The organism is Aromatoleum petrolei, from assembly GCF_017894385.1.
In the GTDB taxonomy this organism is placed as follows: Bacteria; Pseudomonadota; Gammaproteobacteria; order Burkholderiales; family Rhodocyclaceae; genus Aromatoleum; species Aromatoleum petrolei.
This window is the reverse complement of sequence record NZ_CP059560.1, coordinates 3733660-3748036: the sequence shown is the minus strand read 5'-3', so window position 1 is coordinate 3748036 and position 14377 is coordinate 3733660. Positions and strand designations below refer to the sequence as shown.

General features: G+C 67.3%; 12 protein-coding genes. 8 read left to right on the top strand and 4 right to left on the bottom strand.

What is annotated here, in order from left to right:
- Nucleotides 1-44 precede the first annotated feature (44 nt).
- From ToN1_RS17010 to ToN1_RS16975, 8 genes are all read left to right on the top strand, one after another.
- Complete coding sequence (locus tag ToN1_RS17010) at nucleotides 45-593, top strand: glutathione peroxidase (RefSeq protein ID WP_169208477.1); 549 nt, start codon at nucleotides 45-47, stop codon at nucleotides 591-593.
- A gap of 113 nt (nucleotides 594-706) precedes the next feature.
- Entirely contained in the window at nucleotides 707-1405 is a 699-nt protein-coding gene (locus ToN1_RS17005; protein ID WP_169208478.1) for a methyltransferase family protein, read from the top strand.
- A gap of 113 nt (nucleotides 1406-1518) precedes the next feature.
- The gene (locus ToN1_RS17000) at nucleotides 1519-4089 is read left to right on the top strand and encodes a putative bifunctional diguanylate cyclase/phosphodiesterase (protein WP_169208479.1); all 2571 of its coding nucleotides are present in this window, start codon (nucleotides 1519-1521) and stop codon (nucleotides 4087-4089) included.
- Between the two features lie 95 nt (nucleotides 4090-4184).
- A complete protein-coding gene (locus ToN1_RS16995) occupies nucleotides 4185-4880 on the top strand; it encodes a YiaD family glycine zipper/OmpA-like lipoprotein (protein WP_169208480.1) in 696 nt (231 codons plus the stop codon).
- A gap of 119 nt (nucleotides 4881-4999) precedes the next feature.
- The gene (locus ToN1_RS16990) at nucleotides 5000-6289 is read left to right on the top strand and encodes a DUF3422 family protein (protein WP_169204493.1); all 1290 of its coding nucleotides are present in this window, start codon (nucleotides 5000-5002) and stop codon (nucleotides 6287-6289) included.
- Between the two features lie 59 nt (nucleotides 6290-6348).
- Nucleotides 6349-7284: a phosphoribosylaminoimidazolesuccinocarboxamide synthase gene (locus ToN1_RS16985; protein WP_169204492.1), complete on the top strand. Its 936-nt coding sequence runs from the start codon at nucleotides 6349-6351 to the stop codon at nucleotides 7282-7284.
- A 237-nt stretch (nucleotides 7285-7521) separates the two neighbouring features.
- Nucleotides 7522-8295, top strand: coding sequence for a DUF2189 domain-containing protein (locus ToN1_RS16980; RefSeq protein WP_169204491.1), 774 nt, complete (start codon nucleotides 7522-7524; stop codon nucleotides 8293-8295).
- 180 nt (nucleotides 8296-8475) lie between these two features.
- Entirely contained in the window at nucleotides 8476-10533 is a 2058-nt protein-coding gene (locus ToN1_RS16975) for a M3 family metallopeptidase (RefSeq protein WP_169204490.1), read from the top strand.
- A 51-nt stretch (nucleotides 10534-10584) separates the two neighbouring features.
- Here ToN1_RS16975 and ToN1_RS16970 read toward each other — a convergent pair whose 3' ends face one another.
- The 4 genes from ToN1_RS16970 to ToN1_RS16955 form a co-directional block, all read right to left on the bottom strand.
- On the bottom strand, nucleotides 10585-10764 hold the full coding sequence (locus tag ToN1_RS16970; RefSeq protein WP_169204489.1) for a hypothetical protein: 180 nt from the start codon (nucleotides 10762-10764) through the stop codon (nucleotides 10585-10587).
- A 220-nt stretch (nucleotides 10765-10984) separates the two neighbouring features.
- Complete coding sequence (locus tag ToN1_RS16965; protein WP_169204488.1) at nucleotides 10985-12088, bottom strand: nucleotidyltransferase family protein; 1104 nt, start codon at nucleotides 12086-12088, stop codon at nucleotides 10985-10987.
- Between the two features lie 84 nt (nucleotides 12089-12172).
- Complete coding sequence (locus tag ToN1_RS16960) at nucleotides 12173-13495, bottom strand: UDP-glucose dehydrogenase family protein (RefSeq protein WP_169204487.1); 1323 nt, start codon at nucleotides 13493-13495, stop codon at nucleotides 12173-12175.
- A 56-nt stretch (nucleotides 13496-13551) separates the two neighbouring features.
- Nucleotides 13552-14370: a polysaccharide pyruvyl transferase family protein gene (locus ToN1_RS16955; RefSeq protein ID WP_169204486.1), complete on the bottom strand. Its 819-nt coding sequence runs from the start codon at nucleotides 14368-14370 to the stop codon at nucleotides 13552-13554.
- Nucleotides 14371-14377: the final 7 nt, after the last annotated feature.

Sequence of the window (14377 nt, the reverse complement as noted above, 5' to 3'; positions counted from 1 at the left end):
TCGTGGTCACACGCACACCCCAGCCCCAGACAGCGAGAAAAACGATGATCCGCGCATTCCTCCCGGTGGCGTGTGCCGCCCTGTTCCTTCCCCTCGGCGCGACCGCAGCCGGCCAGGCCGACGGGCTTGCCTACCTAGATCACTCCCTGCGCTTGCTGCATTCCGAAGAAGTCGTCAACCTGCGCCAGCGTTATGGCGGGAAGCCGCTGCTGCTCGTCAACACCGCCAGCCACTGCGGCTACACGGGACAGTTCAAGGCGCTCGAAGCCCTGCACAAGACATACAAGGACCGCGGCCTGAAGGTCGTCGGCTTCGCCTCGAACGACTTTCGCCAGGAGGCCGCCAACGAGGCGGAGGCCGCGCAGGTGTGTTTCGTGAATTACGGGGTGAGCTTCGACATGTTCGCGCCGATCGGGGTCAGCGGCGACGGCGCTCACCCTGTGTTCCGCGAACTGGCGCGACAATCCGGCGCTCCGCGCTGGAATTTCCACAAGTACGTGGTGGACCGCAATGGCAAGGTGATCGCCGCGTTCCCGAGCCGGGTCGAGCCGGATTCGCGCGAAGTGCGCGAGGCGATCGAGCGCGCGCTCTAGGCAGAAAGGGCCCCGCTGCGCCCTGCTCGGCGGCCCATGACCGGAGCGGGCAGTCGTGACATCATCCCGGTCGCCGCGGGATCCGCCCGCATGAGACACCGCCGGGGTCGCCCATGTCACCTTCCGCCGCACAGCTCGCCACCCTCGTCGCAGCATGGGCGCTGTACGGATCGATTCATTCGCTGCTCGCCTCGTTCACGGCGAAGGAATTCGTCGCACGGCGCTGGCCTGCCGCAGCGCACGCCTACCGGCTGACCTTCAACGCGGTCGCGGCCCTGCTGCTCGTGCCGCCCGCGTGGCTCACCTTCGCACTGCGCGGCCCGCTGCTGTGGGAATGGTCGGGCATCGGCGCCTGGCTTGCGAACGCCGTCGCGCTGGGCGCCCTGGCGGGCTTCCTGTGGACCACGCGCCATTACGACATGGACAGCTTTTCCGGCCTCGCGCAGTGGCGCACCCGAACGCATTCGCCAGCAGACCAGGAAGGCCGCCTGCATCTGTCGCCGCTCCACCGCATCGTGCGTCATCCCTGGTACTTCCTCGGCCTGCTGATCCTCTGGACACGCGACATGGATGCCGCCCGGCTCACGTCCTCGCTGTGCATCACCGCCTACCTGTGGATTGGCTCGCTGTTGGAAGAGCGCAAGCTCCTCGCCCTGCACGGCGCGCGCTACGCCCGCTACCGCGCCGCCGTCGCGGGGCTGATCCCCTTACCAGGGCGCATCCTCACGCGCGCCCAGGCCCGGGCGCTCCTCGCCGAAGGTGATTCCCCTGCAGGCAACAAGGCTTTGCGTAACGGGGGCGGCGGAGTATAGTCCGCGGAAATTTCCGTTTTGTTACGCGTTCTTACACTTCGCCTCAGGCGTCGGATCGGCCCCCTGCGGGAGCCGCGTGCGACGCCCGCGCAGGTCCGGGATCGCCCCACGCAATGACTCCGATCAAGACCATACGCGGACTCCTGCTGACTGCTGCCGTCGTGTTCTCGACTGCGCTCGCGGTCGCCACCCAGTACGTCGTCTCCGGCCTCCACGAGCGCTCGATCCGCGAGGAAGCGATGCGCGACGCGAGCACCTTCGCGGAAATGACCTTCCAGTCGATGTTCCAGCTGATGCGCACCGGCTGGACGCGCACACAGCTCGAGGAGTTCATCCGCGCGATCGAGCACTCCGTCGACAAGACCTCGCACCAGATCGCGATCTACCGCGCACCGCGCGTCACCGAACTGTTCGGCGAGATCCGTCAGCGCGAGATGGATGCCGCGATCCTCGAGGTGATCGCGACGGGCGAGAGCCGCCGCGTGGACGACGGCCCCGAGGTGCGCTTCATCAATCCCCTGCGCGCCGAGGCGGAATGCCGCCAATGCCACACCAACTCCAAGCCCGGCGAAGTGCTGGGCGTGATCGACGTGCGCCAGGACATCCGGCCGCTCCTCGACGCCGGCAACCGCCAGTTCATGTTTGCCTTCGCCCCGGTGGTGCCGGTGGCGATCGTGGCAACACTGCTGATGGTGGTCTATATCCGCCGCCGGCTGAACAAGGCGATTGCGGGCTTTGCGACGAACATTCGCTCCATCAGCCGGCTTTCCGACCTCAAGCTGCTTGAAAAGGCTTCGCTCGATTTCGGCTTCAGCGAATTCAGCCCGGTCGCCACGGAAGTGAAGCAGCTCATCGAACGCGTGCGCAGCGTGGCCGTCGATAAGGAGATGCTCGAGTTCGAGATCCGTCTGCTGGAGAAATTCATCCTCACCTCCGACGTCGTCAAGGACTGGCGCGAGTACGTGAACCGCCTGCTCATCGACATCGACGGCGTGATGCCGGCCTATGCGCTGTTCTCGATCTTCAAGACCGGCGACGACATCTTCGATCTCGAGGTGTTCTGGCGCTACACACCGTCGACGGAGAGCCGGCAGCTGTTCGAGGAGACGGTGCGCGAATCGCTCCGCCGCAATCCCTACTTCGCCGACGGCTACGCGGTGCGCATCGAGCACAACATTGCCGACAGCTCGCGCAGTTCGCCCGAACTGGTGCGCAACGACATCGAGGTGCAGACGAAGTCGCTGCTGGTCGAGGCCCCCAAGATCGGCGGCATCGTCGGCATCGGCATGCAGGCCCAGGCCGGCGCGGACACGACACGCTGGCTGGTGGTCGAGAGCATCCTGTCGACGCTGCTGAACGTGGTCGGCTCGGTCAAGGCGATCGACAAGTACACCAAGGATCTCGAGTACTACGCGACGCGCGATCCGCTCACCAACCTCTACAACCAGCGCGTGTTCTGGGAGCTGCTCGACAGCGAGGCCACGCGCTCGGGCCGTCACGGCTACAAGTTCGGCCTGCTGATGATCGACGCCGACAACTTCAAGTCGGTGAACGACACCTACGGCCACGGCTTCGGCGACGTGTTCCTCCAGGAGGTCGCGACGGCCATCCGGCGTGCGATCCGCGAGGACGACCTGCTGGCGCGCTACGGTGGCGACGAGTTCGTTGCGATCCTCCCCGAGACCGACCTCGCGGGCACCATCGAGGTCGCCCAGCGCATCATCGATGCCGTCACCTCACTATCCATCGAGACCCCGGACAGCACCCGCGTAAGCGGCTCGCTGTCGATCGGCATGGCGGTCTATCCGGATCACGCCATCGAGACCAAGGACCTCTTCCTGTTCGCCGACAGCATGATGTATCGCGCCAAGGCCGACGGCAAAGGCCGCGTGGCGATCCCGACCGAACAGGACGTGGTCGAGGTGTTCCGCTCGCTGTCCGAGAAGAGCATGCTGATCCTCGCGGCAGTCGAGGCGCGCGGAGTGATCCCCTACTACCAGCCCATCATCGACCCGAGAACGGGCAGAGTGGAGGCGCTCGAGGTGCTCTCGCGCATCCGCCTCGAGGACGGCTCCATCCTCGTCGCCGACGCCTTCGTCGCGATCGCCGAGAAGATGGGCCTGATGCACAAGCTCGACTACATCCTGATGGAGCGCGCCCTCGAGGCCGCGGTCGCCGCGGACTACCAGGGTCTGCTGTTCCTCAACATGTCGCCGCGCGCGCTGGTGCTCACCGATTTCGTGCAGGAGACGCGGCGCATCGCCGGCGCATCGGGTTTCGACCCGGCGCGCATCGTGTTCGAGATCACCGAGCGCGAAACGATCAAGAACATGGCCCTGCTCGAACGCTTCATCAACACCCTGCGCGGCGAAGGCTTCCGCCTCGCGATCGACGACTTCGGCTCGGGCTTTTCGTCCTTCCACTACGTGAAGCGCTTCCCGATCGACTTCCTCAAGATCGAAGGCGACTTCATCCTCGGCATGAAGCACAACGACAAGGACCGCGCCCTGGTGCGCAGCATCGTCGCGCTCGCGCGTGACCTGGGCATCCGCACGGTGGCCGAATACGTCGAGGATGCCGAAGTGCTGGGCAAGGTGATCGACCAATCGATCGACCTCGCCCAGGGCTATCACATCCAGCGTCCGACGCCATCCATCGAGCAGGCCATCGGCATCGGAAGCTGAACCGGGCGCTTACAATTCGTTATGCTTCCCGGAACTCCCGATCGGCGGACACGCTCAAAATACGTGCGTTTCCCCATTCATCCCAGGAGGCAATAATGAAAAGAACATTGATTGTCGCGGCCCTGTCGGTCCTGACGATCGCCGGCTGCGCACAGAACCCTTTCTACGGCGAAAATGCCCAGACGGCGCGCGGAGCCGCCATTGGCGCCGGCGCGGGGGCGATCCTCGGCAACGTCGTCGCCGGTTCGGGCAACCGCACGACGGGTGGCCTCGTGGGCGCGGCGATCGGCGCGACCGTCGGCGGGCTGGTCGGGCGCCAGATGGACAAGCAGGAAGCCGAACTGCGCCAGCAGATGGCCGGCACCGGCGTGCAGGTGCAACGCCAGGGTGACACGATCCGCCTGCAAGCGCCCGAGAACATCACCTTCGATACCGGCCGCGCCGACGTGAAACCGCAGTTCCAGCCGGTGCTGTCGCGCCTTTCCCAAAGCATTCAGCAGTACCCCGACACCGTCGTGCAGATCGAGGGGCATACCGACTCGACCGGCTCGGCGAGCTTCAACCAGACGCTGTCCGAGAACCGCGCCGAGTCCGTACGCAGCTACATGGCCCAGCGCGGCGTGGAATCGAACCGGCTGGTCGCCGTCGGCTACGGCGCATCGCGCCCCGTCGCCGACAACAGCACGCCCCAAGGCCGCGCGCAGAACCGTCGCGTGGAAGTGCTGATCGTGCCTGCACAGGCCCAGCAGCAGCCCGGCATGATGCAGCCGGCCCCTGCTCCGCGCTACTGAGTACTTTCCCTCCCGACAGCCCCGCCCAGCCCAGCCCGCGGCAGCACGCGCGGCGCGGCGGGGCTTCCGCAATCGCCCCGGGGCCGTTAACCTAGCGCGCTCGACCCCGTTGCCGCGCCATGCCCCTTTTCGACGAATATCCGCTACGCCAGAAACTGAACGACGAAGTCCACGCGCGCCCCCCGGTCACGCTGGAGACACCGGAGTTCGTCACCTACCTTGCCTTCCTGCACGTCGACGGCAGCGCCGAACGTGAGGCGGATCATCTGCGCCTGCTCGCCGAGCAGTTCGAACTGCCGCCGCCGGACACGTCCTCGGGCCACGTCTTCCTCGATGCCGGCGGGTTCCGCCTGAAGTGGGAGCGCCACAACGAATTCACCAGCTACACCTTCGTGCGTCGCATCGACGACGGCGGCGCGAGCGACGACAACCCCTTGCTCGACGTGCCTGCGGCATGGCGGCGCGAGATTCCCGGACAGCTGCTGGTCGCCACGCACGTCGAGCTGCGCGGCGTGGACGAGGTCGCCCCCGAGACGGTGCTCGCGCAGCTCTCGCCGACGGGCACGACCTCGGTGGCATCGCAGGTCGCGGACGGCGCGGGCTGGGTCTTCACCGATTTCCACATCGCCGACGGCTTTTCCCGCTTCCTCGTCCTCGACACCTCGCTGACCCCACGCCAGGCCGGTCGCACGGTGCAACGCCTGCTCGAGATCGAGACCTACCGCGTGATGGCCCTGCTCGCCTTTCCGGTCGCGAAGGACGTGGGGCGCCTGCTCGCGCTCGCCGAGGACGAGCTCGCCGACCTGATGGACGCGATGGGCACGGCGACCTCGCCGGAGGACGAGCGCCAGGTGCTCGGCCGCCTGACGCGGCTCGCCGCGCACGTCGAACGCTCGGTTGCGCGCACGACCTTCCGCTTCGGCGCGGCGGCCGCGTATTACCGGCTGGTGCGCCAGCGCATCGACGACCTGCGCGAGGTGCGCGTCAAGGGCTACCCGCCGGTGCGCGAGTTCATGGAGCGGCGCCTGACCCCGGCGATCGACACCTGTGCGACGGTGGCACGGCGGCAGGAAGACCTGTCGAGCCGCATCGCGCGCAACTCGCAGCTGCTGCGCACGCGCGTGGAGATCGAGCTGGAGCGCCAGAACCAGGAGCTGCTCGGCCAGATGAACCGCCGCGCCAAGCTGCAACTGCGCCTGCAGGAGACGGTGGAGGGGCTGTCGGTGGTCGCGATCACGTATTACGGTTCGCAGCTGGTGCAGTACCTCGCCAAGGGGGTGAAGGACTATATTCATCCGGCCACGCCCGAGGTCGTCACCGCGGCATCGATCCCCGTCATCGCGGGACTCGTCGCGCTGGGGCTGCGCCGCATGCGCCGTCAGCTCGCCGCCGAGGAAGGCGGTCATTGAGGGATGGTCCGTGCCCAAGCTGTCCTATAATCGCGCTTTGCCCTGAAAGAGTTTCCATCGTGGCCACTCCCCTGTTCGAATCCTCCATCAAGAGCCTGCAGCTGCTCGGGCGCGGCAAGGTGCGCGACATCTACGCCGTCGACGCCGACAAGCTGCTGATCGTCACCAGCGACCGCCTGTCCGCCTTCGACGTGATCCTGCCGGACCCGATCCCGGACAAGGGCCGCGTGCTGACCGCGATGGCGAACTTCTGGTTCTCGCGCCTCGGCCACATCGTGCCGAACCAGCTCACGGGCATCGATCCGGAGTCGGTTGTTGCCGCCGACGAGCGCGAACAGGTGCGCGGCCGCGCGCTGGTCGTCAAGCGCCTGAAGCCGCTGCCGATCGAGGCCGTGGTGCGCGGCTACGTGATCGGCTCGGGCTGGAAGGACTACCAGGACACGGGCGCGATCTGCGGCATCAAGCTGCCGGCGGGCCTCAAGCAGGCGGCGAAGCTGCCCGCGCCGATCTTCACGCCGGCCTCGAAGGCCGAAGTCGGCGACCACGACGAGAACATCTCATTCGAGCAGGCGCAGACGCGCTGCGCCGCCGCGCTCGTCAACGAACTCGCGGGCACGGGCAAGAACGGCGCCCAGCTCGCCGCGCAGGCGCGCGATGCGGCGATCGCGCTGTACACGGAAGCGTCCAACTATGCCGCCGGGCGCGGCATCATCATCGCCGACACGAAGTTCGAGTTCGGCATCGACGCGGCCGGTACGCTGCACCTCATCGACGAAGCCCTGACGCCCGACTCGTCGCGCTTCTGGCCCGCCGACAGCTACCGCGAGGGCATCAGCCCGCCGAGCTACGACAAACAGTACGTGCGCGACTATCTCGAGACGCTGACCTGGAACAAGACGGCGCCGGGCCCGTCACTGCCGGCCGAAGTGATTGCGCGCACCGCCGCGAAGTACCGCGAGGCCTACGAGCGCCTGACCGGCCAGCCCCTGGCCTGAGCGCACCGCGCCCTGCGAAGGCCCGCCCTGCCCGGCATCACGCCGGGGACGGCGGGCCTTTCCACGTCCGCCGCCCGCCGATCACGGAAGCAAGGTCGCACGCCCTGCGCAAAATGGGTGAAATTACCCGAACTTGCCCAACCACGGCCGCTCTAAGACTCCATCTGGGGGCTATCCCCTTCGCGGCCATGCCGGACGGACCCGCCCTCGGGTACTTCGAACCCCAAGGAGGCTGCCATGGACAAGTCGTTCAATACACTCGACCGTCACTTCACCCTGCCCCATGTCAGGCAGGTCGAAGTATCGCGACCGCTGCAGTGGCTGCGCATGGGCTGGGACGACATGTGCGCGAACATGGGCGCCAGCCTGAGCTACGGCGTGATCTTCGCGGTGATCGGCTACGTGATCCTCGCCTACGCGACGGACATGCCCTACCTGTTCACGGCAGCAATCTCGGGCTTCTTCCTCGTCGGACCGCTGGCCGCGGCCGGCTTGTATGAAATTTCGCGTCGCCAAGAACGCGGTGAAGGTGCGAGCTTCGTCGAATCGATCAAGGGATTGCGCGAGCACGGCGACCATCTGCTCTACTACGGCGCCTTTCTCGCCTTCATGTTGATCGGCTGGGAGCGCCTGTCGGCGATCCTGTTCGCGCTGTTCTATCACGGCGTGACGCCGGACATGTCGAACTTCTTCCGGGATGTGTTCCTCTCCGGCGAGTACGTGCACTTCGTCGTCTCCTACCTCGTCGTGGGCGGCGCGCTCGCCGGCCTCGTGTTCGCCCTGTCGGTCGTTTCGGTGCCGATGCTCATGGACCGCAACAGCGACATGGTCACCGCCATGATGACCAGCGCACGTGCGGTCGGTTTCAACCTCGGCGCGATGGCGATGTGGGCGGCACTGATCGTCGTGCTGATCGGACTCGGGTTCGCGACGATGATGATCGGCATGGTGGTGCTGCTGCCGCTCGTCGGCCATGCCACGTGGCATGCCTACAAGGATCTCGTCGAGTAAGCCTGCAACAGGCTTCCGGTGTGCGGCGGCGCCATCCGGCCGCGCGCACGCCCCCGGACGTGGCGCTGCCCCTGCGGTTAGAATGACCAGCCGGGGCAGCGCTCGTGGGCGGCTCGCAACAGCCGCGCGCCGGCTTCGCCTGCCCATTCCAAAATGAACATTGCGCCAGCCGAGAACCGCATGCCCAATCCCCTGCTCGACTTCACCAGCCTGCCGCGCTTCGACGAGATCCGGCCGGAACACGTTGCTCCCGCGATCCGCCAGCTCATCGACGAGAACCGCGCGCTGATCGCCGACCTCATCGCCGACCCGGCGCCTCCCACCTGGGCCAACTTCGTCACCCCGCTCACCGAGGAAGGCGAACGCCTCGGGCGCGCCTGGGGCGTGGTCGGCCATCTGCACAGCGTGATGGACGTGCCCGAATGGCGCGAGGCGTACAACGCGCTGCTGCCCGAGGTATCGAGCTTCTACGCCGAGGTCGGGCAGAATCTGGAACTGTTCGAGAAGTACCGCCAGCTTTTCAACAGCGCCGAGTACGATCAGCTGCCGCCGGTGCGCCGGCGCATCATCGACCACGAGCTGCGCGACTTCCGCCTGTCCGGCGCGGAGCTGGCGGACGCCGACAAGCCGCGCTTCAAGGCAATCCAGGAGGAGATGTCGGCACTCGCGGCGAAGTTTTCCGAGAACCTGCTCGACGCGACGAACGCGCACGCCGAGTGGATCACGGACGAGGCCGAACTCGCCGGCTTGCCCGCGGACGCGATCGACGCCGCGCGCGCCGCAGCCGAGCGCGACGGCAAGCCGGGCTGGAAATTCACGCTGCACATGCCTTCCTACCTGCCGGTGCTGCAGTACGCGGACAGCCAGGCGCTGCGCGCACGCATGTATCGCGCCTATGCGACGCGCGCGTCCGAGCAGGGCAAGCCGGATCTGGACAACGGCCCGCTGATCGGCCGCATCCTCGCGCTGCGTGCCGAAGAGGCGAAGATGCTGGGCTACGCGAACTACGCGGAGGTCTCGCTGGTCGCGAAGATGGCCGAGTCGCCCGCGCAGGTGCTCGGCTTCCTGCGCGAGCTCGCTGCCAAGGCGAGGCCCTTCGCCGAACAGGATCTCGCCGCGCTGCAGGACTTCGCGCGCGCCGGCCTGGGCCTGGAACCGCTGCAGCCGTGGGACATTGCCTACGCATCGGAGAAGCTGCGTCAGGCGCGCTACGCGTTCTCCGAACAGGAGGTGAAGCAGTACTTCCCCGAACCCAAGGTGCTGGAAGGCCTGTTCGGCGTGATCCGCAGCCTGTACGGCGTCGATATCGTCGCCGAGGAGGCGCCGAAGTGGGATCCGGCCGCGCATTTCTTCCGCATCGAGAAGGCGGGCGAGACGGTGGGCCACTTCTACCTCGACCTGCATGCGCGCGAGACCAAGCGCGGCGGCGCGTGGATGGATTCGGCGCGCAGCCGCTACTCGAACATGCGCGGCGTGCAGACGCCGGTGGCCTACCTGGTGTGCAACTTCCCCGGCCCGGTGGGCGGCAAGCCGGCGACCTTCACCCACGACGACGTGCTGACGCTGTTCCACGAATGCGGCCACGGCCTGCACCACCTGCTGACGCGTGTCGATGAACTCGCGGTGTCGGGCATCCACGGCGTGGAATGGGACGCGGTCGAGCTGCCGAGCCAGTTCATGGAGAACTTCTGCTGGGAGTGGGACGTGCTCTCGGGCATGACCGCGCATGTCGACACCGGAGCGCCGCTGCCGCGTGAGCTGTTCGACAAGATGATCGCGGCGAAGTACTTCCAGAGCGGCATGCAGATGGTGCGCCAGCTCGAGTTCTCGATGTTCGACCTGCGCCTGCATAGCGAGCTCGACGCCTCGGCCGGCCCCGTGCCGGTCGGGCAGGTGCTGGCGCTGCTCGACGAGGTGCGGCGCGAAGTCGCGGTGATGTTCCCGCCCGCCTGGCACCGCTTCCCGCACAGCTTCTCGCACATCTTCGCGGGCGGCTATGCGGCGGGCTACTACAGCTACAAGTGGGCGGAGGTGCTGTCGGCGGACGCGTTCGCGGCTTTCGAGGAGGCCGGCGCGGGCAAGGGAACACTGCTCGACCGCGACACCGGCGAGCGCTTCTGGCGCGAGATCCTCGCGGTGGGGGGCAGCCGTCCGGCGCTGGACTCGTTCAAGGCCTTCCGCGGGCGCGAGCCGAGCGTCGATGCGCTGCTGCGCCACAACGGCATGGTGGAGGCCTAAGGCTGTCGCGGGGGCTCCCGGTTCAGGAGCCCTCGCGGCCTGCTGCCTGTGTCACTGCAGCACGGCGTGGCCTTCGAAAACCCGCTCCTGCACTTGCAGCGGGACGCCGCGTTCGGTCATGTTGGTTCGTGCGCTCGCCCGGTCGCCGCCCCGGGCGAGGTATTGGATGATCGTTTCCACGTACTGACGCATCACCCAATCCACGCGCATCTCGGTTCCTTGGTATGTCACGATCGCGATCTCCGCCGGAACTGTTCGAGGACCGAGGATCAGTCCCCCTGCAAATCGCAAAGCATGATCCGCGCCACGAACGCGAACCTGCCATATATACAAAGACATACCGTACAGAGCGGTAGTTCCCGCCACAAGAGTGAAGCAGTTTGTAAAGGCGGGCGACACGGCAGCGGTCGAGCGCCGCAGGTCGCCCCCCGTCCGCTGCGCCTGCGGTGACTCAGGCCCGGGCGTCGCCCCAGCGCAGCTCGGTGCGATCGTCGCCGACGTAGAGCGTTTCGCCGGAGCGGTCCACGCAGTACTGCGGCGAGAGGATCTTTTCGCTGAAGCGCTGCCCCTCGCCGACCCGCGTGTATTCGAACAGGATGCTGCGCTCGACCCGCGAGCCGGCGCGCAGGTGGCTGCCGTGGCCGATCCAGGTGGGCCCGATGACCGAGACGCCCGGGTCGATGCGTACGCCCGAGCCGATATAGACGGGGCCGACGACCTGAACGCTGTCCCACTCGATGGAGGTGTTGAGGCCCACCCACACGCCGGGGCGGATCTCGGTGCCGGGCATGTCCATCTGCGCGACCTCGCCGCGCAGCACGCGCTGAAGGACGGCCCAGTAGTCGGTGAGGCGGCCGATGTCGATCCAGTTGAAGAAGCGGGTCTGGGCGTAGAAGGGACGCTCCTCCGCGACGAGCAGCGGGAAGAGCTCGCTGCCGATGTCGAACTCGCGTCCCGGCGGGATGAGGTCGATGACTTCCGGCTCGAAGATGTAGATGCCGGTGCTCGCGAGCGTGGATTTCGCGGCGGCAGGTGCGGGTTTTTCCTGGAAGGACTTCACGCGGCCGTTCGCGTCGGTGACGACGACGCCGTAGTTCCGGACCTGCTCGCGCGGGACCTCTAGCGTGACGACGCTCGCGAGCGCCTTCTTGTGGCGGTGCTCATCCAGCGCAGCGCGGATGTCGAGGTCGATCAGCGCGTCGCCGCAGATCACCAGCGTGGTTTCGTCGAAGAAGCCGCCGAAGTCCTGGATGCGGCGCATGCCGCCGGCCGAGCCGAGCGCCTTCGGCACGATCTCGCCGTGGTCGCGCACGCCTTCGTAGGAGTAGCCGATCTCGACGCCCCAGCGGTGGCCGTCGCGGAAGTAGTCCTCGATCTTGTGGTGGTTGAAGGCGACGTTGATCATGATCTCGTTCACGCCGAAGCGCGCGAGATGCTCGATCAGGTATTCCAGCACCGGCTTGCCGAGGATCGGCACCATCGGCTTGGGCACGTTCTTCGTCAGCGGGCGCACCCGCGTGCCCTGCCCCGCGGCCAGAATCATTGCTTTTGCCATAGCGACACCTCTCTCATGAATGAAAAGGGAGCCCCGCCGCGCGGCGCACGGCCGCACGCTTGCGGGGGTTGATGTGGGAAGGGCTCAGGCGCGCCCGATGCCGAAGTACTCGATGCCTTCGTCGCGCATGCGCCCGGGTTCGTACATGTTGCGGCCGTCGAAGATCACCGGCTGGCGCAGGCGGCTGCGGATCGCTTCGAAGTCGGGGCTGCGGAATTCCTTCCACTCGGTGACGATCACGAGCGCGTCGGCCCCTTCGAGTGCGCTCTTCGGCCGGCCGGCGTAGGCGAGGCGCGGCTCGTCGCCGAAGATGCGTTCCGCTTCGCCCATCGCCACGGGGTCGTAGGCGGTGATGCGCGCGCCGCGGCGGAAGAGCTCGTCGATCAGTACGCGGCTGGGGGCGTCGCGCATGTCGTCGGTGTCGGGCTTGAAGGCGAGGCCCCACAGCGCGAAGCGGCGGCCGGAGAGGTCCTCGCCGAAGCGGCGCACGATCTTGTCGACCAGCACGTGCTTCTGCGCGCCGTTCGCGGCCTCGACCGCGGTGAGCACCTTGAGCTCGCGGCCGTGCTCGGAGGCGCTGCGGATCAGCGCCTTGACGTCCTTGGGGAAGCACGAGCCGCCGTAGCCGCAGCCGGCGTAGAGGAAGTGCCAACCGATGCGCGGGTCGGAGCCGATGCCCTGGCGCACGAGCTCGATGTCGGCGCCGAGCGCCTCGGCGAGGTTCGCGAGTTCGTTCATGAAGCTGATGCGCGTCGCGAGCATCGCGTTGGCGGCGTACTTCGTCAGTTCGGCCGAGCGCACGTCCATGAACACGAGCTTGTCGTGCTTGCGCTGGAAGGGGGCGTAGAGCCGGCGCATCAGCGCGATAGCGCGCTCGTCGTCGGCACCGACGACGATGCGGTCGGGACGCATGAAATCGTCCACCGCGGCGCCTTCCTTGAGGAACTCGGGGTTGGAGACGACCGAGAAGGGCAGATCGACGCCACGCGCGGCGAGTTCGCCGGCGATCGCGGCGCGCACCTTGTCGCCGGTGCCGACGGGGACCGTGGATTTGTCGACGATCACGCGGTAGCCGTCCATGTGGCGGCCGATGGCGCGTGCGGCGGCGAGCACGTACTGCAGGTCGGCGGAGCCGTCTTCGTCGGGCGGGGTGCCGACGGCGATGAACTGGATCTCGCCGTGGCGTGCGGCGCGCTCGGCGTCGGTCGTGAAGGCGAGGCGCCCGGCCTCGACGTTGCGTCGCACGATCTCGAGCAGGCCGGGCTCGTGGATCGGGATGCCGCCCTCCTCGAGGATGCGGATCTTGGCGGCGTCGACGTCCAGGCACAGCACGTCGTTGCCCACGTCGGCGAGGCAGGCGCCGGAGACGAGGCCGACGTAGCCGGTGCCGATGACGGTGAGTTTCATGGGGTTTCTCCCTGTTGTCCGGAATTCATTTCTTTATCCGCCCTGCGGGGGCCGGCTCAGCGCCACAGGTCCCACGGGAACGCATCGAGGAGCGGCCGCGGGTCGAAGTCGAAGGCGGGCATGCCGCCCATCTCCAGCGCCTGGGGGATGGAGCGCGCGTATTCGAAGTCGGTGCGCCCGGTGCCGTAGTAGTAGTCGCGATACTTGAACAGGTTCTCGGTCTCGCTGAGGCGCACGTAGCGCGCCGGGATGCCGAAGGCCTCGGCGATGACGAGGCCGTGCAACGAGCTGGCGAGCACCAGGCGCGCCTTGAGGATCTCGGCGATCACTGTGTTCCAGCCCGCGAGCGGCGACACCACGTCGGGCCGGCCGGCAACGAGCCTGAGGTCGTGCAGGTTGGGGACGAAGACCTGCGCCTTCTCCGCGCTCGGGCGGAAGCGACCGCCGAAGAGATGGGGCACCAGCAGGGCCGGGTCGCCATACACCATCGGCACGCGGTGACCGCGGCTGCGCAGGAATTCCTCGCTGAGCGGGCCGCGCACCGCACGGATGTCGAGGCGCCGCGCGGTGAAGGCGGATTCGGGCACTTTGCCGTTGACGCCCGACCCCCACACGACGTCGTCGTCCTGCGCGAAGTGCAGCACGGAGCCGATCGCGAGCAGGCGGCCGGAGTGCTCGACCTGGTCGTCGAGCGTGAGGCCGCGCTGGCCCAGCACGCGCGAGACGACGACGTGCGACAGGTGGTCGCCGAAGTTCACGCTGCCGTCCGCAGGCCGCCAGTGGAACAGTTCGACGTGACGGTAGGGCAGCGGCGCGGCGACGGGCGTCTGCGGCTTGGGCGCGGGTTCGAGCAGGGATCGGATTCGTGTGAGCATCGTTTCG